At 68.0% G+C, this 21,073-nt stretch carries 17 protein-coding genes; 8 read left to right on the forward strand and 9 right to left on the reverse strand.

Features of this window, described 5'->3' with window-relative positions; translation table 11 throughout:
* Nucleotides 1-844: 844 nt before the first annotated feature.
* A complete protein-coding gene (locus QVG61_RS12695; protein ID WP_289931012.1) occupies nucleotides 845-3,085 on the reverse strand; it encodes a heavy metal translocating P-type ATPase in 2,241 nt (746 codons plus the stop codon).
* A 415-nt stretch (nucleotides 3,086-3,500) separates the two neighbouring features.
* Here QVG61_RS12695 and QVG61_RS12700 point away from each other — a divergent pair, with 415 nt between their 5' ends.
* Both QVG61_RS12700 and QVG61_RS12705 read left to right on the forward strand, forming a co-directional pair.
* A complete protein-coding gene (locus QVG61_RS12700; protein ID WP_289931013.1) occupies nucleotides 3,501-4,181 on the forward strand; it encodes an MOSC domain-containing protein in 681 nt (226 codons plus the stop codon).
* A 150-nt stretch (nucleotides 4,182-4,331) separates the two neighbouring features.
* Nucleotides 4,332-5,021, forward strand: a complete 690-nt coding sequence (locus QVG61_RS12705) for a Crp/Fnr family transcriptional regulator (protein WP_289931015.1) — start codon at nucleotides 4,332-4,334, stop codon at nucleotides 5,019-5,021.
* Nucleotides 5,022-5,132: 111 nt separating this feature from the next.
* Here QVG61_RS12705 and QVG61_RS12710 read toward each other — a convergent pair whose 3' ends face one another.
* Nucleotides 5,133-5,522, reverse strand: coding sequence for a DUF302 domain-containing protein (locus QVG61_RS12710; RefSeq protein ID WP_289931016.1), 390 nt, complete (start codon nucleotides 5,520-5,522; stop codon nucleotides 5,133-5,135).
* A 71-nt stretch (nucleotides 5,523-5,593) separates the two neighbouring features.
* A complete protein-coding gene (locus QVG61_RS12715) occupies nucleotides 5,594-6,487 on the reverse strand; it encodes a phosphoribosylaminoimidazolesuccinocarboxamide synthase (protein WP_289931017.1) in 894 nt (297 codons plus the stop codon).
* 140 nt (nucleotides 6,488-6,627) lie between these two features.
* On the opposite strand from QVG61_RS12715, the gene purE reads away from it, so the two are divergent.
* From purE to QVG61_RS12745, 6 genes are all read left to right on the forward strand, one after another.
* The gene (gene purE, locus QVG61_RS12720) at nucleotides 6,628-7,125 is read left to right on the forward strand and encodes a 5-(carboxyamino)imidazole ribonucleotide mutase (protein WP_289931018.1); all 498 of its coding nucleotides are present in this window, start codon (nucleotides 6,628-6,630) and stop codon (nucleotides 7,123-7,125) included.
* Entirely contained in the window at nucleotides 7,122-8,264 is a 1,143-nt protein-coding gene (locus QVG61_RS12725) for a 5-(carboxyamino)imidazole ribonucleotide synthase (protein ID WP_289931020.1), read from the forward strand. Before purE ends, QVG61_RS12725 begins: the two co-directional genes overlap by 4 nt.
* Nucleotides 8,265-8,330: 66 nt before the next feature.
* The gene (locus tag QVG61_RS12730) at nucleotides 8,331-9,359 is read left to right on the forward strand and encodes an efflux RND transporter periplasmic adaptor subunit (RefSeq protein ID WP_289931021.1); all 1,029 of its coding nucleotides are present in this window, start codon (nucleotides 8,331-8,333) and stop codon (nucleotides 9,357-9,359) included.
* 37 nt (nucleotides 9,360-9,396) lie between these two features.
* The gene (locus tag QVG61_RS12735; RefSeq protein ID WP_289931022.1) at nucleotides 9,397-11,151 is read left to right on the forward strand and encodes an ATP-binding cassette domain-containing protein; all 1,755 of its coding nucleotides are present in this window, start codon (nucleotides 9,397-9,399) and stop codon (nucleotides 11,149-11,151) included.
* Nucleotides 11,148-12,269 carry an ABC transporter permease gene (locus QVG61_RS12740; protein WP_289931023.1) on the forward strand — a complete coding sequence of 374 codons (1,122 nt, stop codon included), beginning with the start codon at nucleotides 11,148-11,150 and terminating at the stop codon, nucleotides 12,267-12,269. The genes QVG61_RS12735 and QVG61_RS12740 overlap by 4 nt, the downstream gene beginning before the upstream one ends.
* A 2-nt stretch (nucleotides 12,270-12,271) precedes the next feature.
* Nucleotides 12,272-13,390: an ABC transporter permease gene (locus QVG61_RS12745; protein WP_289931024.1), complete on the forward strand. Its 1,119-nt coding sequence runs from the start codon at nucleotides 12,272-12,274 to the stop codon at nucleotides 13,388-13,390.
* Nucleotides 13,391-13,648: 258 nt separating this feature from the next.
* Here the strand turns inward: QVG61_RS12745 and QVG61_RS12750 are convergent, their stop codons facing one another.
* The 6 genes from QVG61_RS12750 to QVG61_RS12775 all read right to left on the reverse strand — a co-directional run bounded on the left by QVG61_RS12750 (nucleotide 13,649) and on the right by QVG61_RS12775 (nucleotide 20,974).
* Nucleotides 13,649-14,581: a LysR family transcriptional regulator gene (locus QVG61_RS12750; RefSeq protein ID WP_289931025.1), complete on the reverse strand. Its 933-nt coding sequence runs from the start codon at nucleotides 14,579-14,581 to the stop codon at nucleotides 13,649-13,651.
* 70 nt (nucleotides 14,582-14,651) lie between these two features.
* Nucleotides 14,652-15,254, reverse strand: a complete 603-nt coding sequence (locus tag QVG61_RS12755; protein WP_289931026.1) for a histidine phosphatase family protein — start codon at nucleotides 15,252-15,254, stop codon at nucleotides 14,652-14,654.
* A gap of 14 nt (nucleotides 15,255-15,268) precedes the next feature.
* Nucleotides 15,269-17,515 (reverse strand): VWA domain-containing protein, encoded by a 2,247-nt coding sequence (locus QVG61_RS12760; protein WP_289931027.1) that lies wholly within the window; start codon nucleotides 17,513-17,515, stop codon nucleotides 15,269-15,271.
* Between the two features lie 97 nt (nucleotides 17,516-17,612).
* Complete coding sequence (locus QVG61_RS12765) at nucleotides 17,613-18,419, reverse strand: CbbQ/NirQ/NorQ/GpvN family protein (protein WP_289931028.1); 807 nt, start codon at nucleotides 18,417-18,419, stop codon at nucleotides 17,613-17,615.
* 3 nt (nucleotides 18,420-18,422) lie between these two features.
* Nucleotides 18,423-19,457: a sulfotransferase gene (locus tag QVG61_RS12770; RefSeq protein ID WP_289931029.1), complete on the reverse strand. Its 1,035-nt coding sequence runs from the start codon at nucleotides 19,455-19,457 to the stop codon at nucleotides 18,423-18,425.
* A gap of 131 nt (nucleotides 19,458-19,588) precedes the next feature.
* Nucleotides 19,589-20,974, reverse strand: a complete 1,386-nt coding sequence (locus QVG61_RS12775) for a ribulose-bisphosphate carboxylase (protein WP_289931030.1) — start codon at nucleotides 20,972-20,974, stop codon at nucleotides 19,589-19,591.
* Nucleotides 20,975-21,073: the final 99 nt, after the last annotated feature.

The raw sequence follows: 21,073 nt of genomic DNA on the forward strand, positions 1-21,073 counted from the left end.
CATACAACGGCAGCAGCAACACCCGTAGGAACGGCGTCCACGCCGCGATTCGCCGCCCCACCCATCGCGGCCTGGAGGCCGCTCCTACAACGGCAACAGCGCCACCTGTAGGAGCGGCGTCCACGCCGCGATTCGTCGCCACACCCCATCGCGGCCGGGAGGCCGCTCCTACGAACACATTGGACCGCCAGGCCCTGTAGGAGCGGCGGCCACGCCGCGATTCGTCGCCGCAACCGATCGCGGCCTGGAGGCCGCCCATACAACGGCAGCAGCACCACCCGTAGGAGCGGCGTCCACGTCGCGATTCGCCGCCATCCCCGATCGCGGCCGGAAGGCCGCTCCTACAACGGCAGCAGCGCCACCCGTAGGAGCGGCGGCCACGCCGCGATTCGCCGCCATCCCCGATCGCGGCCGGAAGGCCGCTCCTACAACGGCAGCAGCACCACCCGTAGGAGCGGCGGCCACGCCGCGATTCGTCGCCACACCCATCGCGGCCGGGAGGCCGCTCCTACAACGGCAGCAGCATCACCCTGTAGGAGCGACGGCCACGCCGCGATTCGTCGCCATCCCCGATCGCGGCCTGGAGGCCGCTCCTACAACGGCAACAGCGCCACCTGTAGGAGCGACGTCCACGTCGCGATTCGCCGCCATCCCCGATCGCGGCCTGGAGGCCGCTCCTACAACGGCAGCAGCGCCACCCGTAGGAGCGGCGTCCACGCCGCGATTCGCCGCCATCCCCGATCGCGGCCTGGAGGCCGCTCCTACTAGCTTCTGGCCAGCCAGAACCACCAGACGATCAGCCCGATCAGCGCCGCTCCGGCGAGGTTCACCCAGAGATCGAGACTCATCGGCCGCGCCTCTCCAGCCTGAGGAAACGCAACCGGTTGGCGTTGCTGACTACGGTCACCGAGGACAGGGCCATGGCCGCCCCGGCGATGATCGGGTTCAGCAGCAGGCCGCTGAAGGGATAGAGCACACCGGCGGCGACGGGAATGCCGAGGCTGTTGTAGACGAAGGCACCGAACAGGTTCTCCCAGATGTTGCGCACCGTGGCCCGGGAGATGCGGATGGCATCCACCACCCCGAACAGGGAGCCGCCCATCAGGGTCACGTCGGCACTCTCGATGGCGATGTCGGTGCCGGTGCCGATGGCGAAACCGACGTCGGCGCGGGCCAGCGCCGGGGCGTCGTTGATGCCGTCGCCGACCATGCCGACCCGCTCTCCGGCCGCCTGCAGCGCGGCCACCTCCCGCGCCTTGTCCTCCGGCAGGACCTGGGCGCGCCAGGCATCCACACCCACCTGGCGCGCCACGGCCGCAGCCGTGGCCTCCAGGTCACCGGTAATCATCACTACCCGCAGTCCGGCCCGGCGCAGGGCGGCGATCGCCTCGCCGGCATCCGGCTTGACCGGGTCGGCGATGCCGAGCAGGCCGATCACCCGGCCGTCCACGGCCAGGAACAGCGGGGTATGGGCGGAGGCAGCGAGCGCCTCGGCGCGTTCCGCGAACTCCGCCGCCTCCAATCCCTCTGCCTCCAGCCACAGCCGGTTACCGAGACGCAGCTCGTGTCCCTCGACCCGGCCGCGGACACCGCGGCCATGCAGCGCGCCGAAGTCCTCGACCGCCGGCAGCGGCAAGGCGCGTTCGGCCGCGGCGGCACACACCGCCTCGGCCAGGGGATGCTCCGAGGCCGCCTCCAGCGCCGCGGCCAGACGCAGCACCTCCTCCTCCCGCCAGCCATCGGCGACCTCGACGCGGTTGACCACCGGCCGACCGGCGGTGACGGTGCCGGTCTTGTCCAGCACCAGGGTGGTCAGCCGCCCGGCCTGCTGCAGGGCCTCGCCGCTGCGGATCAGGATGCCATTCTCGGCCGCCTTGCCGACACCGACCATGATGGAGATGGGGGTCGCCAGACCCAGCGCGCAGGGACAGGCGATGACCAGCACGGTGATGGCGGTGACCAGGCCATAGCTCAGCCGCGGCTCCGGGCCGAAGTCGTACCAGGCGAGGAAGGTGAGCACGGCAATGATCAGCACCGTGGGCACGAAGACACTGCTCACCCGGTCGGCCAGCCGGCCGATGGCCGGCTTGGAGTTCTGCGCCTCGCGCACCATCTCGATGATCCGCGCCAGGGCCATGTCCCGGCCGATACGGGTCGCCTTGAACAGGAAACCGCCGCTCTTGTTCAGGGTGCCACCGGTGACCACGTCGCCCGGCCCCTTCTCCACCGGCAGCGGCTCGCCGGTGAGCATCGACTCGTCGACCGTGGAATGGCCCTCGAGGATCACCCCGTCGACCGGGATCTTCTCACCGGGCCGCACCCGCACCGTCTCGTCCAGGCCGACCTGGTCGATGGGCACATCGATCTCGCGCCCCTCGCGCACCACCCGCGCGGTGCGTGGCTGCAGACCGATCAGCCGGCGGATGGCCTCGGAGGTCTTGCCCCGGGCACGCATCTCCAGGGCGCTGCCGAGATTGATCAGGGCGAGGATGGTCACCGCCGCCTCGAAATAGGCATGCCGCGCCAGCACCGGCACCCCCTCCGGGAACAGCGCCACCGCCATCGAATACAGCCAGGCGCTGCCGGTACCCAGGGCAATCAGGGTATCCATGTTGGCGTTGTGGTTCCTGAGCGCCGTCCAGGCCCCGGTGAAGAAGTGGCCGCCCGAATAGACCAGCACCCCGAGGCAGAGCAGGCCGACGCCCAGCCAGAAGGGGCGGGCTGCAGGCGACAGCGGCGGCAAGACATCGAACAGCAGACCGCCGGCCAGCAACAGCGGCAGGGCGACCAGCGCCGCCACCCCGGCACGGCGCAGCAACTGCCGGTAATGGGCGAACTCGGCGGCCTCCTTCTCCGCCTCGTCGGCCAGGCCACGCAGCAGGGCGGCCTCGTAGCCGGCCTTGCGCACCGCCGCGATCAGGCTGTCGACCTCCACCTCCCCGGTGACCTGCGCGGTATGCTCGGCAAAGTTGACCACGGCCTGCTCCACCCCGGGCACGGCGCGCAGGGCGTCCTCGACGGCAGCCACGCAACCGGCGCAGCTCAGGCCGGAGATCGACAGGCGGATGGGTTCGTGCTCTGACATACGTATAGATCCCGCCACGGGAGGAAACCGGCGCTGACGATACGGCCACAGGCGCCGGGGCGCAAGGGCAGTGGTCGGTTCTATCGCGGCCTGGAGGCCGCTCCTACAACGGCAGCAGCGCCACCCGTAGGAGCGGCGGCCACGCCGCGATTCGTCGCCGCACCCGATCGCGGCCGGGAGGCCGCTCCTACGAACGCCGTAGCGCCCCCCTGTAGGAGCGGCGTCCACGCCGCGATTTGGCGCCATCCCCGATCGCGGCCGGGAGGCCGCTCCTGCAAGACCCCGGCGGAACCCCGTAGGAGCGGTCGCCAGGCCGCGATTCGGCACCCCACATCGCGGCCTGGAGGCCGCTCCTACAACGACGGGAAGCACGGCTGTTATGATTACCGGGGATTGACCGGTACGAGGAACCTCCATGATCGCCCTGAGCGGAGTCTATGCCGGGCGCATCCAGCCGCTGGGCGAGGCCGGCAGGCGCAGCGCCATCGACAAGCAGCCGATCGAACATGGCGTGGCCGTCGACAGCAGCGGCCTGAAGGGCGACCAGCAGGCCGACCCGAACCACCATGGCGGTGCCGAGCGTGCCCTGCTCCACTACTGCGCCGATCATTACGCGGCCTGGGCACGGGAACTGCCCCAGGCCGCCGGGCGCTTCCGGCCGCCCGGCTTCGGCGAGAACCTGTCGAGCCACGGCCTGGACGAGTGGCAGGTGCGGATCGGCGACATCCTCCGCATCGGCAGCGTCCTGCTCCAGGTGTCCCAGCCGCGCAGCCCCTGCTGGAAACTCAACCACCGCTTCGGGGTGGAGGACATGGCCCGGCGCGCCCAGGACAACGCGCGCTGCGGCTGGTTCTACCGGGTGCTGGAACCGGGTCGGCTCGCCTGCGGTGACGGCATCGAGCTGATCGAGCGCAGCAAGGGCCCCAGCGTCGCCGAGGCGATCAGGGCCTGTTACGGCCCGGAGCAGGACGAGCCCCTGCTGGAGCGCCTGGCCGGCCTCGACAGCCTGTCGCCCAACTGGCGCGCCAAGGCTGCCGCGCGACTCGCCTCGGGAGGTGCGGCATCGGCCGCACAGCGGCTGGAGGGCGGCGACTGAGCAGGGAAGCCAGCCATGCGCGCAATGGGGTATACTGCGCGGCCAGGATGACAACAAGCCGGCGGGGCGGGAGTGTCCACGCAAGGCACTTAACTATTGGCCCGGCACGATGACCTGATGCAGCGTGCGCCCGGCGCACGGGGACAAGGCATGAAACTCACCGACGAACTCCGGCAGCGCATGCGCCGCACCTATCTGTTCTCGGCCTTCGACGACCGCGAACTGGAACGGGTGTTCGCCACCGCTCACGAGATCCACCTCGAGGAAGGCGAGAACCTGTTCGAGTACGGCCAGGAGGCGGACCGCTTCTTCCTGTTGCTGGAAGGCCAGGTCAAGCTCTACCGGCTGTCCGAGGAGGGCGACGAGAAGGTCATCGAGCTGATCAAGCCGGGCCATACCTTTGCCGAGGCGGTGATGTTCCTCTCCGCCAAGGTCTACCCGGTAAGCGTCGATGCGGTGCTGCCGAGCCGGCTGCTGTCCTTCTCCAACCAGACCTTCCTCGCCACGCTGCACGATTCGGTCGACGTCTGCCTGCGGATGATGGCCAACATGAGCCAGCGCCTGCACCGCCATCTGAACGAGATCGACAGCCTGACGCTACACAACGCCACCTACCGGCTGGTCAACTACCTGCTCAACGAGCTGCCGGATGACGGCCAGGATGCGGTGGAGATCATGCTCTCCACCCCCAAGCACGTCATTGCCTCGCGGCTGTCGATCAAGCCGGAGACCTTTTCCCGCATCCTCACCCGGCTGTCACGAGACGGCCTGCTCACGGTTCACGGCACCAGCATCGTGCTCAACGACGTGGAAGGACTGCGCGAACTGGTGACGATTTGAGAGAGCAGAAGATAGAAGCTGGAAGTCAGAACAAAAATGCTGAATTCTGACTCCTGGATTCTGGATTCTATCTTCCTTCCAGCTTCCAGCTCCTGACTTCCGGCTTCTTCCTCATCCCTCCAGGGCGTCGCGCACCCGCATCAGCCGCTGGCGCACTTCGCCGGCCAGCTCTTCGATGCCCGGCTTCTGCACCAGGGTCAGCACCGCCGAGGGATCCATGAAGGCGACGGTGACACTGCCGTCCTCTTCCTCGCGCACCACCACGTTGCAGGGCAGCAGCAGACCGATATCGGGGTCGGCGTCCAGCGCCTGGTTGGCCAGCTTGGGGTTGCAGGCACCGAGGATCTTGTAGGGACGCTTGTCGATGTCGAGCTTCTTCTTCAGGGTGGCCGCCACGTCGATCTCGGTCAGCACGCCGAAGCCTTCCTTCTGCAGCTCCTCGGTGACCCGCTGGACGGCACCGTCGAAATCCTCTTTCACCTTCACATCGAATCCGTACATGGTCTCTCTCCTGTCGGTTATCAGTTGTTACACGGCTACCGCTATGACCGGCGGCAGCGGCAAAGATTCACTCAGGCTGCGGGCTGCGTCAGCCGGCGCTCGGCCTCGCGGTATTTCTCGGCGGTCTTCTGCACCACCTCCGGCGGCAGCTCGGGGCCGGGCGGGGTCTTGTCCCAGTCCAGGGTCTCCAGGTAGTCGCGCACGTACTGCTTGTCGAAGCTCGGCGGACTGCTGCCGGGCCGGTACTGATCGACCGGCCAGAAGCGCGAGGAGTCGGGGGTCAGCAGCTCGTCGATCAGCACCAGGCGGCCGGCCTCGTCCAGGCCGAACTCGAACTTGGTGTCGGCGATGATGATGCCGCGCTCCAGGGCATAGGCGGCCGCGTCGCGGTAGATCGCCAGGCTGACGTCGCGCACCTGCTCGGCCAGCTCGCGGCCGAGCAGCGCCACGGTGCGCTCGAAGTCGATGTTCTCGTCGTGGGCGCCGACCTCGGCCTTGGTGGAGGGGGTGAACAGCGGCTCGGGCAGGCGGTCGGCCATGCGCAGCCCCGCCGGCAGGCGGATGCCGCACACCGCGCCGCTCGCCTGGTAGTCCTTCCAGCCGGAACCGATCAGGTAGCCGCGCACGATGGCCTCCACCGGCAGCGCCTTCAGCCGGCGCACCACCACGGCCCGCCCCTCGACCTGCTCGCGCTCGGCGGCATCGGGCAGCACCGCCTCCAGCGGCAGACCGGTGAGATGGTTGGGGATGATCTCCCGGGTGCGCTGGAACCAGAAGTTGGAGACTGCCGTCAGCACCGCCCCCTTGCCGGGGATGGGCGTCGGCAGCACCACGTCGAAGGCCGACAGGCGGTCGGTGGTGACAATCAGCAGCTTGTCCTCGCCCACGGCGTAGACGTCGCGCACCTTGCCGCGGGCCACCCGCGGCAGGCTCTTGAGGTCGGATTCGTAGAGAACGTCCAGCATGGTCGGGCTCCCGGGAAAAGCGGCATTGTACCGGGGCGGCCGGCAATTCTCACCCGTACAGCAGCTGGCCGGTTAGAAATCGGCCCGCGAACTGGTAGAATTTCCGGTTTCCATTTCTGGAAACGACAGGTACCGCAACCATGAGCGAGACACCCCGCGTCGGCCTGGTGATGGGCAGCAACAGCGACTGGCCGGTGATGCAGCACGCCGCCGAGCAGCTGGAGCGCTTCGAGATCCCCTTCGAGGCCCGGGTGGTCTCCGCCCACCGCACCCCGGACCTGCTGTTCGAGTATGCCGCAGGCGCCCGCGAACGCGGCCTCGCCTGCATCATCGCCGGCGCCGGCGGCGCCGCCCACCTGCCCGGCATGCTGGCCGCCAAGACCAGCCTGCCGGTGCTCGGCGTGCCGGTGCCCTCGCGCCACCTGAAGGGGATGGACTCCCTGCTGTCCATCGTGCAGATGCCGAAGGGCATCCCGGTCGCCACCTTCGCCATCGGCGAGGCCGGTGCCGCCAATGCCGCCCTCTTTGCCGCCGCCCTGCTCGCCGTCGGCGATCCCGCCCTGGCCGAACGCCTCGACCGTTTCCGTCGGGAGCAGGCGGAGACGGTGCTCGCCATGACCCTTCCGCCGCAGCCATGATCCTGCCAGACGCGACCCTCGGCGTGCTCGGCGGCGGCCAGCTGGGACGCATGTTCACCCTCGCCGCGCACAGCATGGGCTACCGGGTGGCGGTGCTGGACCCCGATCCGCACAGCCCCGCCGGCAGCATCGCCGAGCAGCACATCCAGGCCGACTATCACGACCAGGCCGCGCTGCAGATGCTGGGCGACGAATGCGATGCCGTGACCACCGAATTCGAGAACGTCCCGGCCGACAGCCTGGAGCTGCTGGCCCGGCACTGCCCGGTCCGCCCCGGCGCCTCGGCGGTGCGCATCGCCCAGGACCGGATCCGCGAAAAGACCTTCGTCCGCGACCACGGCCTGGACACCGCGCCCTTCTTCGCCATCCACGAAGCGGCCGACCTGGAGGCCGCCGTCGAGACCCTGGTTCCCCCGCTGCTGCTGAAGACCGCGGCCATGGGCTACGACGGCAAGGGCCAGTTGCCGGTGGAAACCCTGGAGGAGGCACGGGCCGCCTTCGAGCAGCTGGGCGGCCAGCCCTGCGTGCTGGAGGAACGCATCACCTTGGCCTGCGAGGTGTCGGTGATCCTGGCCCGCAGCAGCAGCGGCGAGATGGCGGTCTATCCCGTGGCCGAGAACCGGCACCGCCACGGTATCCTCGACACCAGCATCGTCCCCGCCGGGGTCGAGCCGGAGGTGGCCGACCAGGCCGTGGCCATGGCCACCCGCCTCGCCGAGGCCCTGGACTACTGCGGCGTGCTGGCGGTGGAGTTCTTCCTCACCCCCACGGGACGGCTGCTGATCAACGAGATGGCGCCACGGCCGCACAACAGCGGCCACTACACCCTCGACGCCACCGTCACCTCCCAGTTCGAGCAGCAGGTGCGCTGCCTGTGCGGCCTGCCGCCGGGCGACACCCTGCTGCTCTCCCCGGTGGTGATGGTCAACCTGCTCGGCGATCTCTGGCAGGCGGGCACGCCGCCCTGGGAGCGGCTGTTCGAGCAGCCGTCCGTCAAGCTCCATCTCTATGGCAAGCGCGAGGCCCGGCCGGGCCGCAAGATGGGCCATTTCAACTGCCTGGCGGCGGAAAGCGAACAGGCCATCGAACTCGCCGAACGGGTGCGCGCTGCGCTCGATCCAGCCCGCGCCCGCCCCTGACCCGGCGACGGTTGAAATCCGCCGCCCCAGCCGCGGCAATCCAGCCCTGATCAAGGATCCTTGCGCATGAAGAAACCGCTCCTCGTCCTTCCCCTCCTCGCCCTGCTCGGCGGCGGCTATCTCTGGTGGCAGCAACAGGATAGCAGCGCAGACGCCAGCCGCCGGCTCGAGCTGTACGGCAACGTCGACATCCGCGAGGCACAGCTGGCCTTCAACGCCAGCGAGCACATCGCCGAGATCCTGGTCCAGGAGGGCGACCGGGTCGAACAGGGCCAGCTGCTCGCCCGGCTGCACAGCGAGCTGCTGGAGGCACAACTGGCCGAGGCCTGGGCCGCGCTGGAGGCCCAGCGCCAGGCGCTGGCCAAGCTGGAGGCGGGCAGCCGCCCGGAGGAGATCCGCAAGCTCCGCGCGGAGCTGCAGGCCGCCGAGGCCGAGGCCAAGGCCGCCCGGGACAGCTACCGGCGGATGGCCCAGCTGCTGCAGAAGAAGCTGGCCTCGCCACAGGACGAGGAACAGGCCCGTTCCGAGGCCGATGCCGCCGCTGCCCGGGTCAAGGCGGTGCAGGCCTCGCTGGCCCTGCTGGAGGCCGGCGCGCGCAAGGAGGACATCGCCGCCGCCCGCGCCCAGCTTGCCGCGCGCCAGGCGGCCGTGCAGCAGGCCCGTCAGCGCCTCGCCGACGCCAGCCTCCACGCCCCTGCCGACGGCATCGTCCGCAACCGCATCCTGGAACCCGGCGACATGGCCTTCCCCCAGTCGCCGGTGCTGACCCTGGCCTTCCTCGATCCGGTATGGGTACGCGCCTACCTGCCGGAGCCCATGCTCGGCCGCGTGCGCCTGGGCGCCAGCGCCTGGATCACCACCGACAGCTACCCCGACAAACGCTACCCGGGCTGGGTGGGCTACATCTCGCCCACCGCCGAGTTCACGCCGAAGACGGTACAGACGCCGGAGCTGCGCACCCGGCTGGTGTATTCGGTGCGCATCTTCGCCTGCAATCCCGAGGGCGAGCTACGCCTGGGCATGCCGGTGAGCGTGGAGATCGAGCTGGATCAGGCCGATGCCAGCAGCCGGCCCCGGCCCTGCGGTTCACCTTGACCCGGCTGCGCCCGATTCGAACGCCAGGCAGCCAGCCATGAGGGGCGATCCGGTTCTCAGCGTCCGTGACCTGCGCCAGCTGTTCGCCGAAGGCGGCCGGGAGGTACGTGCGCTGGACGGCGTCAGCTTCGACATCGCCCCTGGCCAGGTGACCGGCCTCATCGGTCCCGACGGCGCCGGCAAGACCACACTCATGCGCCTGGCCTGCGGCCTGCTGCGTCCGGCATCGGGCACGATCCGGGTACTGGGGCTGGATGCCCTGCGCGAGGCCCAGGCGGTGCAGTCGGCGGTGGGCTACATGCCGCAGCGCTTCGGCCTCTACGAGGATCTCAGCGTGCAGGAGAACCTCGATCTCTACGCCGAGCTGCAGGGCATCCCGCCCGAGCGGCGCGCCACGCGCTATGCCGAGCTGATGCAGATGACCGGCCTCGCGCCCTTCACTGCGCGTCTCGCCGGTCGCCTTTCCGGCGGCATGAAACAGAAGCTGGGCCTGGCCTGCGCCCTGCTGCGCGCACCGCGCCTGTTGCTGCTGGACGAGCCCACGGTGGGCGTGGACCCGGTGTCGCGGCGCGAGCTCTGGGCCATCGTCTACCGCCAGGTGCAGGAGCAGGGCATGAGCGTGCTGCTCAGTACCGCCTATCTCGACGAGGCCGAGCGCTGCGACGAGGTGCTGCTGCTGCACCAGGGCCGGCTGCTCGGCCAGGGTCCGCCGGCCAGCTTCAGCGAGGAGGTGGAAGGGCGCGTATTTCAGATCAGCGCCGCGGGCATCTCCCATCGTCGCCTGCAGACCCGCCTCGGCGCGGCATCAGGCGTCATCGACGCCCTGGTGGAGGGCGAGGCGGTGCGGGTGGTGATGGAGCGCCCGGGCACGCCCGATATCACGACCCTGCTGCCGGACCTCGCCGCGGCGCGCATCGAACCCGTCGCACCGCGCTTCGAGGATGCCTTCGTCGCCCGCCTGAAGAGCCGCCAGGAGGCGGCCTCGTCGCTCGATGGGCTGGACCTGCACATCGAAGGAGGCGGTGACGAAGATGTGATCCGGGTGCAGGACCTGGTGCGCCGTTTCGGCGACTTCGTGGCCGTCGACAAGGTCAGCTTCAGAGTGCGCCGCGGCGAGATCTTCGGCCTGCTGGGCGCCAACGGCGCCGGCAAGACCACCACCTTCCGCATGCTCTGCGGCCTGCTGCCGGCCAGCGGCGGCGAGCTGTCGGTGGCCGGCCACGACCTGCACAGCGCGCGTGCCGAGGCGCGCCGCCACATCGGCTACATGGCGCAGAAGTTCTCCCTCTATGGCGACCTCTCGGTGCTCCAGAACCTGCGCTTCTTCGCCAGCGCCTACGGCCTGCGCGGTCGTCGCCAGGAGCAGCGGGTAACCTGGGCCATCGACACCTTCGAGCTCGGCGACTACCGCGAGGCCAATGCCCGTGATCTGCCGCTGGGCTTCAAGCAGCGCCTGTCCTTTGCCGCCGCCCTGATGCACGAGCCGGAAATCCTGTTCCTCGACGAACCCACCTCCGGCGTCGACCCCCTGGCACGGCGCGACTTCTGGACGCGCACCAACGCCCTGGCCGAGGCCGGGGTGACGGTGCTGGTCACCACCCACTTCATGGAGGAGGCCAACTACTGCGACCGGCTGGTGATCATGGCCGACGGCCGGGTACTTGCCGAGGGCACGCCGCAGGCGATGAAGGCCGGCGCGCGCACCCCGGACAACCCGGACCCGACCATGGAGGATGCCTTCATCCGGCTCATCGAGCAGCGCAACAAGCAAGACCAGGAGGCCACGGCATGAAGGCGCGCATCCGCCGCCTGTGGGGCATGATCCGCAAGGAGAGCCTGCAGATCCTGCGCGACCCGTCGAGCATCTCCATCGCCTTCGTCATGCCGGTGGTGTTGTTGCTGTTGTTCGGCTACGGCGTGTCCCTGGACGCCAAGCGCATCCCCCTGGGGCTGGTGATCGAGCAGCCGGATACCGCCAGCCAGTCCCTGGCCGGGGCCTTCGACCGCTCCGAATTCTTCCGCCCGCAACGCTTCGGCGCCATCCAGGAGGCGCAGGCGGCGCTGGCCGAACGCCGCATCGACGGCATCCTCTGGCTGCGCAACGACTTCTCCGACCGCCTGCTAAGCGGCCTCGATGCCCCGATCGGCGTGTTCGTCAACGGCGTCGACTCCAATCAGGCCAACATCACCAAGGGCTATATCCAGGGGACCTGGCTGGGCTGGCTGCAGCACTACGCGAGCGCCCAGGGGCGCGCGCTGGAGATGCCGGTGGCCATGGAACAGCGCATCTGGTTCAATCCGGCCCTCTCCAGCCGCCTGTTCCTGGTACCTGGATTGATCGCCATCATCATGACCATGATCGGCTCCCTGCTCACCGCCATGGTGGTGGCGCGCGAGTGGGAGCGCGGCACCATGGAAGCCTTGATGGTCACGCCCCTGCAGATGGGCGAGATGCTGGCCGGCAAGCTGATTCCCTATTTCCTGCTCGGCATGGGCGGCATGCTGCTCAGCGTGGCCATGGCCCTGCTGCTGTTCGACGTGCCGCTGGAGAGTCCCTTCTGGCTGCTGATGGCCTGCTCGGCCTTGTTCATGCTGGTGTCGCTGGCCATCGGCCTGCTCATCTCCATCGTCACCCGCAACCAGTTCCTCGCCGGCCAGGTGGCGCTGGTGGTCAGCTTCCTGCCCAGCTTCCTGCTCTCCGGTTTCCTGTTCGACATCCACTCCATGCCCCACTGGGTGCAGACCATCACCTACCTGGTGCCGGCGCGCTACTTCGTCGCCATCCTGCAGAGCCTGTTCCTCGCCGGCCCGGTGTGGCCGGTGGTGCTGCCCAATGCCGGCGCCATGTTGCTGATGCTGGCGATCCTCTCGGCCCTGGTGGTGAAGAAATCCCACAAGAGACTGGACTGAAGATGCGCAACAGCCTCGCCCATATCCTCGCCCTGGCGCTCAAGGAATTCCTTGCCCTGCTGCGCGACAAGCGCAGCCGCATCGTCATCATCGTGCCACCCATCGTGCAGTTGTTCGTCTTCGGCTTTGCCGCCAGCTACGACCTCAACGAGGTGCCGGTGGCGGTCTACGACGAGGACCGGGGTGGCGCCGCGCGCGAGCTGCTGGCGCGCATCGAGGGCTCGCCGAACTTCTCCGTGCTGCAACACATCGGCAGTGACGCCGAGATCGCACCGCTCATCGACGGACGCAGGGTGCTGCTGGTGGTCCACCTCGGCCCGCGGTTCAGCGCCGACCTGGCACGCGGCGAAACGGCACCGTTGCAGGTGATCATCGATGGCCGCAACTCCAACACCGCCATGACCGCTCTCAATTATCTGCGCAGCCTGGTGCTGGACTTCAACCGCGCCTGGCAACAGGCGCAGGGGCAGACCGGGCCTCCGGTGAAGCTGCAGATGCGCGCCTGGTACAACGAGAACCTGCAGTCCCAGTGGTTCATCGTGCCTGGCATCGTAGGTTCGCTGATGCTGGTGGTGACCCTGCTGGTGACCGCCCTCTCGGTGGCCAGGGAGCGTGAACAGGGTACCTTCGACCAGCTGCTGGTCACGCCGCTGCGGCCGGTGGAGATCCTCATCGGCAAGGCCATTCCCGGGATGGTCATCGGCCTGCTGGAGGCGACGCTGATCGTCGCCCTGATGACGTGGTTCTTCGACATTCCGCTGCGCGGCAGCATCCCGGCCCTGTACCTGGGCATCCTGCTGTTCCTGCTAGCCACGGTGGGCATCGGGCTGATGATCTCCGCCATCGCCCTCACCCAGCAGCAGGCCATCCTCGGCGCCTTCCTGTTCATCGTCCCGGCGGTGATCCTCTCCGGCTTCACCACGCCGATCGCCAACATGCCGGAGCCGGTGCAGTGGCTCACCTACCTGGATCCGCTGCGCTATTTCCTGGTCATCGTGCGTGGCGTGACCCTGGAGGGAGACGGTTTCGCCCTGCTCTTCCACCAGTTCTGGCCCATGGCCCTCATCGGCGCCATCACCCTGGCCATGGCCGGCTGGCTGTTCCGGCACCGGATGTATTAGTAACCCGCATATTGCACCAAGGCAGGCTCCGTGGGCCGGGGCGGCACCCTTTGCGCCTCGATCGCGGCCTGGAGGCCGCTCCTACGGGGCATGGCGGCACAACGTGTTCTCGTAGGAGCGGCCTCCAGGCCGCGATCGGGTGATCCACGGCGGGCAATGCCCGGCGTCAATCGAACAGGCACGAAGCCGGGTTAATACCAGCCTGCACGCCGATCATGCGCGCCGCCCTGGTGACAGCCGCAGGCCATGGCGCGTAGCCTACGGAAGGTTTGCCTCTGCGTGCACGGCCGGCTGGCCGAGGATGCCCTGCGCCTCGTCGAGCACAAAATCCTTGAAGGCCAGCGCCGGCCGCGACAGGCGCCGGCCGGCGCGGTGCACCACGAACCAGTGGCGGAGGATGGGGAAGCTGTCGACATCGAGGATCACCACCCGCCCCAGCTCCAGCTCCATCTCCAGCGTGTGCAGCGACAGCAGGCCAAGACCCAGCCCGGCCTCGACCCCCTGCTTGATCGCCTCGCTGGTGCCCATCTCCATCGCCGTCGACAGGGTGATGCCGTGCTCGGCGAAGTGCCGTTCCATGGCCGAGCGGGTTCCCGAGCCCTTCTCGCGGACCAGGAAGGTCTCGGCCTCCAGCGCTTCCAGCGGAATGCGCTTCCTGCCGGCGAGAGGATGCCCCGGGGCGGCGATCACCACCAGCGGGTTGTCCATGAACTCCTCGGCGGTGAGGTCCATGCTGGCCGGCGGCTGGCCCATGATCACCAGGTCGACGTCGCTGTCGCCCAGCGCCGCCAGCAGGCCCTTGCGGTTGGTCACCCGCAGGCTGATCTGCAGCGCGGGGTAGCGCTCGCAGAAGCTCGCCAGCAGGCGCGGCGCGAAATAGTTGGCGGTGCTGGCCACGGCGATGTTGAGGCGGCCACGCTCCAGGCCGCGCATCTCGTCGAAGACCTGCTCCGCCTCCTGCAGCAGACCGTTGATGGCATGGGCATAGCGGCGCATCTCCTCACCGGCCTCGGTGAGGTGGATGCGCTTGCCGAGCTGCTCGAACAACGGCAGTCCGAGCGCCTCCTCCAGCTGCTTGACCTGCATGGAAACCGCCGGCTGGCTGAGGTGCAGGTCCTCGGCGGCACGGGTGAAGCTGAGGCGGCGGGCTACCGCCTCGAAGATGCGAAGCTGACGCAGGGTGAGATGCATGAGATATACTTATGACTACAAACAGGACGTTCAGTATATCTTATCAACCCGGCAACTGAATATGCCATGTTCAGGGGGAGAGGGGGCCGGGACGATTGTGGAACACCAGCCGGCAACCCCTCCCGTCGCTGCTGAAGCGGGTGAAGGCGGCGTTGTCGACGGCCACCCGGTACCAGGCCGCGGGTGCGGCGGCCAGCACCTGCCCGAGGGCGGCACGGATCACCCCGGCATGGGCCACGACCAGCAGCCGTTCCCCGGCCCGCGCCTGCAGGCAGCGCTCGAAGGCCGCCGCGACCCGCGAGCCGAAGGCCTCCAGGGGTTCGGCACCGGCTGGCCGGCAGTGGACGGGATCGCGGTAGAAAGCCTCGTATTCCGCCGCGTCCCGGGCCATGATCTGCTCCGGACTCAGCCCCTCCCAGCGGCCGAAGCCGACCTCGCGGAAGTCCGCTTCGATCACCAGCGGCAGGCCATGGCGTTCGGCCAGGGCCACGGCGAACTCCCGGCAACGCCGCAGCGGCGAGCTGACCACGCTGCTCCAGTCCGCCGCCTGGCCGACCGCCGCCCACATCTGCGCCCAGCCCCGCTCGCTGAGCGGATCGTCCACCCCATGGCCGCGGAAGCGGCGCCCACCCTCGGGTTCACCGTGGCGCAGGAAGTCGATGCGGGTCTCCATGGCTCGCGCCCCGGTCAGCCGGTCAGGGCAAGGAACAACTGGGGCAGCTTCTCCGGCAGGCGTTCCACCCGATCGATGACCACGTACTGCTGGCCGAAGATGTCGCCCACATAGTCGTCGGCATTGGGATCGAGGTTGATGCAGTAGGTGTAGATGCCGTTCTGGTCCAGCTCGTGCACGGCCTTGCGCGCATCCTCGATCAGCAACCGCTCGTCGTCGACGTCGATGTCCGACGGCTCGCCGTCGGTGAGGATCAGCAGCAGCTTCTTGTCGGCACGGCGGGCGCCGAGATAGTGGCCGGCATGGCGCATGGCGGCCCCCATGCGGGTGGAGAAGCCGGCCTGCATGGCGGCGATGCGCGCCTTGACCTCCTCGCCCCAGTGCTCGCTGAAACCCTTGATGTGCTGGTAGCGCACCTCGTGCCGGGTGTTGGAGGAGAAACCGGCGATGGCGAAATCGTCGCCCAGCTTCTCGATCGCCCAGGCGAGCAGCGAGACCGCCTCCTGGCTGAGCTGCAGCAGGGTCTGCTCACAGCCCGGCGGCACCTGGGCGAGGGATTCCGACAGGTCGAGCAACAGGGTGACGGCGATGTCGCGGCCATCGTGGCGGTGGCTCATGTTGATCCGCGGGTCCGGTGTGTGGCCACTCTTGAAATCGATCAGCGAGCGGATCGCCACGTCCAGGTCCAGTTCGCTGCCCTCCTCCTGGTAGCGCACCCGCACGTAGTCCTGCGGCTTGAGCAGGTCGAGGATCTGCTTGAGGCGCTTGGCGAGGGCGCTGTGCTTGGCCAGCAGGCGGTCGACGAAGGCCGGGTCGCCCGGCGGATGCAGCCCCTCGTAGAGGCTGACCCAGTCCGGGCGGTAGGTCTGGGTCTGGTAGTCCCACTCCGGATAGTGGCGTGGCGGCAGGCCCTTTTCCTCCTCGTGCTCGATCTTCTTGCGCTCGACCTCGAAGGTCTCCTCCTCGTCGCCCTCCTCGATGAATTTCCACATGTGGCGGTTGTCGTCGCGGTAGTCGACCACCGTGTCCTTGAAGTAGACGTTGGGCAGCAGGTCGGACTGGCGGCGGGTGCGGGCGATGAAGCTGATCGCCAGCTTGGCGATGCTGTCGGTGTCCTGGTCGCCCTCGGCCATCAGCGCATGGAAACGCTCGGCGAACTCGAGGACGTCGGGATTGCGGTAACCATGACCGGGGTCGAGGATGGCCCGCGACAGCATGGTCAGACGATGGCGGATGCAGGACTCCTCGTCCTGCCGGCAGTCGTCCTCCAGCGGCACCGGGTGCAGCGCCTGCCAGAGGCGACGCAGCCCCGGGTACTCGCGCATCGCCAGCCACTCCACCCGCGAGTCCTCGAAGACCTCGATGGCGACGCGCTGGAAGGGGCTGAAGTTGTCGGCGAAGATCGCCGTGCTCCAGCGCTTGTGCGCGGCGGCATGCGCCAGCAGGGCCCGATAGCGGTCGATGCCGCGCACGCCGTTGTGGTCATCGTAGACGTCGGGCAGGCGGATACCCAGGGAATCGAAATAGGGCATCGGCTTGCGCAACTCGTCGAAGCCGGTGGAATAGGGCACCAGATGCTCCTTGATCCGCCACAGGGCGCGCAGGTAGAGATCCAGCCGGCGCTCGTTGTCGGCGAACAGGGTGCCGTGGCGCTCGCGCTGCAGGATGGCCCGGCTGTCGGCCGACTGCAGGCTGAAGTAATCACGCTGGCGGTCCGGGTTGGAGGGGTAGTTGCGCACCCCGTAGTCCACCCAGTTGCGCAGACCCTCCAGCGACAGCTGGTTGAGCAGATAGGGGACGTTCTCCAGCAGCGCCGGCAGGCCGGGGCTGGGGATGGTGGTGTGGAAGCCGTGGATGGAACCGGTGGTGCGTTCCATCATGTCGAACACCAGTTCCAGGAACCGCTGCATCTGTTCGGCACTGCCGAGCCGGCGTGCGGCCTCCGGCAGGGCCTGCAAAAAGGGCAGGATGGCCTTGCCGTTGGGGGTGCGCGACATCTTCCACACCGCCTGGGCCACCTCGCCGAGCATCGCCTCGCCGAGACGCTCGGCGACCTGCGGCATCTCCTCCAGATAGACCAGCACCGGCTCGAAACCGCGGCCGATCATGCAGATCAGCGAGGCACCGTCCAGGTAGTCGCGGATGCCCTGCTGGCTGAGTACCGCCAGCGCCTCCTCCATGCAGTCGGCGAAGACGTCGTCGAGCTGCGGGAAGCTGCAGGTCAGCCGCTCCCGATATCCCTGCAGTTCTGTTTCGTTCATCTCTTTACTCACGGGAAAGGGTCCTTGCTTCGACAAGGGGCCACGAAACCCGTGAACAAGTTTTCGTGGGTTTCGCGGCACCCCCCCGCAAAAGCATTCAGGCGAACACCGCGTCGATGGCGTGATCCAGCGTGGCGCGGATATCCGCATCGTCGGTGATCGGCCGTACCAGGGCCATGCGGCAGGCATCGGGCGCCGCGATACCCTGGCGCATCAGATTGGCCGCATAGACCAGCAGACGGGTGGAGATGCCCTCGTCCAGGCCATGGCCCTTGAGGTTGCGGGCGGTCTCGCCGATCTTCACCAGCTTCTGCGCCGTATCGCCGTCGATGCCGGTCTCCTGGCTGAGGATGGCGGCCTCGACATCGGCTGCGGCATAGTCGAAGTCCATCGCCACGAAACGCTGCTTGGTCGACTGCTTGAGTTCCTTCATCAGGCTCTGGTAGCCGGGGTTGTAGGAGATCACCAGCTGGAAGTCGGGATGCGCCGTGACTACTTCGCCCTTCTTGTCCAGCGGCAGGGTGCGGCGGTGATCGGTCAGCGGATGGATCACCACGGTGGTGTCCTGGCGCGCCTCGACCACCTCGTCGAGGTAGCAGATGGCGCCGATGCGCGCCGCGGTGGTCAGCGGGCCATCCACCCAGCGGGTGCCGTTGGCGTCCAGCAGATAGCGTCCGACCAGGTCGGAGGCGGTCATGTCCTCGTTGCAGGCCACGGTGATCAGCGGCCGGTCCAGCTTCCAGGCCATGTATTCGATGAAGCGCGACTTGCCGCAGCCGGTCGGCCCCTTGACCATGACCGGCAGGCGCGCTGCATAGGCCGCCTCGTACAGCGCCGTCTCGTTGCCCTGCGGCTGATAGAAGGGTTCACGGCTGATCTTGTACTGTTCGATGTCGTCATTCATGGTTCATGTTCCATTCCGATGTGTCTGTTGTCCTGGCTCCAGTTCCAGGAAGGGATAGGCGGCTTGCTCGTCGAGCCCGTAGTAGGCGCGGCCCACGGGATGCTGCCGGACCAGCGACCGGATGGCCTCGATCTGACCCTCGTCCAGCTCCTCGCGCCAGCGGTTGGCCGCACGCAGCGGGTCCTTGACCACTGCATAGTAGGCGGCCTGGTGGCCGGCCTCGGTGCTGGCGGCGATGAAGCGCTCCGTCTGCGGGCTCCAGGCCAAGCCACAGAAGTCGAACAGGCGCCGAAAGCCCTCGCGTGGCACCCGGCACAGATCCTCGTAACGCAGGATGGCGGCCTGGGGCAGGCCCTGGATGTCCCGGCAGGCCTTCTCGTTGTTGAGCACCCACAGCCAGGCCAGGCGCTGCACCGGGCTGGCCGCGCGTATCGCCTTCAGTTCCAGGCCGATGGCCCGCGCGTACTCGGTCTGCAGCAGCAGAGCAAACAGATTGTAGTCCTCGGCGATCGAATCGGCGGCACCGAAGCGCCCGGCCTGCTCGCCGCGCAGCACCGAGGCCACGTAGCCGCAGGGGTCACGGACGATGAGCACGGCCCTGCTGTCGGGGATCACCCGCAGCAGGGTGCCCAGACGACCCAGCGATTCGATCGACTTCCAGACCAGGCGGCCGCCAGGCGCGGCCTTCCAGACCAGCCTGCGCCCCAGCAGCCGTTCCAGCAGGCGGGCCGAAAACACCCGCAGGCGCAGGCCCTGCCATTGCAGCCATGACTGGCCGGCCTTGCGAAACAGCGGCAGCTTGCCGCAGGTGCGCACCGTGCAACGCGGCAACACCTCCTCGCAGTAGGCCCGCACGCCCTGCCGGTAGTCCGCCGCATCCGCCGGATCCGGATACAAGGGCATGATGTCATCGAGCCGGAACTGGCTGTCCGGTTCGTGGCGGTAGCTGACCTCGGGATGGCTGTCGAAGGTCTTGCCGATCCAGGTGGTCCCGGAGCGGGGCATCCCGAACAACAGCGTGAGGGCTGGATTACGCATCTGGCTCTGCCAAGTCAAGGCATGGTCGACGGGCGCGTCTCGTCCCCGCCCGGCCCTGATTCACGGCCCAAGAGAACAAACCCCCGCAGCGCGGGGGTTTGTCATGGACTGCATCAGACAGGCACCGCGCCTTACTTGTGCACGCCCAGCTTGTCGCGCCAGCCGGGGAACAGGGCATCGGCATCGTGCGGGAAGGACTCGAAGGCCCGCGCGAATTCCTTGTGCTCCTTGGCCCACTCGATGGGATCGGCACCGGCCTTCCAGCACTCGTAGGCCTGGCGCAGGGAGATGGCACCGGCCGCCGGGCTGTCGATGTGGCCGTAGGAGCCGCCACCGGCGGTGTTGATCACGTTGCCGTGGCCGAGGTTCTCGAAGAAGCCGGGCAGGCGCAGCGCGTTCATGCCGCCGGAGATGATCGGGGTGGTGGGCTTCATGCCGTACCACTTCTGCGGATACACCGGACCCTGGTACTCGTCACGCTCGATGATGTAGGCGATGGCGCGGTCGTCCTTGTCGCCCTCCATCTTGCCGTAGCCCATGGTGCCGACGTGGATGCCGGAGGCACCCTGCAGACGGGACATCTTGGCCAGCACGTAGGCGGTATAACCGCGCTTGGACTGGGGCGAGGTGACAGCGCCATGGCCGGCACGGTGATAGTGCAGGTACTGGTTGGGGAACCAGCGGCGGGCGGTGGTGACCATGCCCGGGCCACCGACGTAGCCGTCGACCAGGAAGGCGACGTGATCGGCGAACTCGCCGAAGGTCTCGAGGATGAATTCGCCACGGGCGATCATCTCGTCGTGGTCGTCGGCGGTGATGTTGGCGGAGAACAGCTTGGCCTCGCCGGTCTCGTCCTGGGCGCGCTTCATGGCATCGGCCACCAGCGGTATGACCTTCTTCATGGGGGCGAAGACCTGGTTGCCCTGGGGCTCGTCGTTCTTGATGAAGTCACCGCCCAGCCAGAACTGGTAGGCCGCCTCGGCGAAGGGCTCGGGACGCAGGCCCAGCTTGGGCTTGATGATGGTGCCGGCGATGTAGCCGCCATCGACCACCGGACGGCCGAGGATGCGCCACAGGTCGGAGATGTCCTTGGCCGGGCCGTCGAACAGCTCGATGGCACGCTTGGGCATGTAGAAGTCGATCATCTTGGCGTATTCGATGTCGCCCATGCCCTGGTTGTTGCCGATGGTCAGGGTCAGGAAGGAGACCAGCATCATGCGGCCATCGGTGATGTTGCGGTCAAACAGATCGATGGGATAGGCGATGCGCATGTCCTCGTTGGCCTCATCGATGTGATAGACCAGCGCGTCCACGCCCTTGGTGAATTCGTCGGTGGTGCAGACCTCGACGTTGGTGCCGGTGGAGGACTCGGCAGCGAAGTGGGCAGCAGCCTCGAGGTAGCCGTAACCGCTCTTCGGCTTCATCTTGTAGGCGCACAGGATGTGCTGGCCGCCGGCGATCAGGTCCTCTTCCTTCAGGCTGAGGTCGGAATAACGGTTCGATTGGTCAAGTGCCATGTTTGCTTCCTCGCATCGTGCAATTACGAAATCGGTTGCGCCACGGGCGCTGCGTCCGCGTCCCCACGGTCGCTTGCTGGAGGGTCACTCTACCCCCAA

The organism is Thiohalobacter sp. IOR34 (assembly GCF_030406045.1).
Taxonomy (GTDB): domain Bacteria; phylum Pseudomonadota; class Gammaproteobacteria; order Thiohalobacterales; family Thiohalobacteraceae.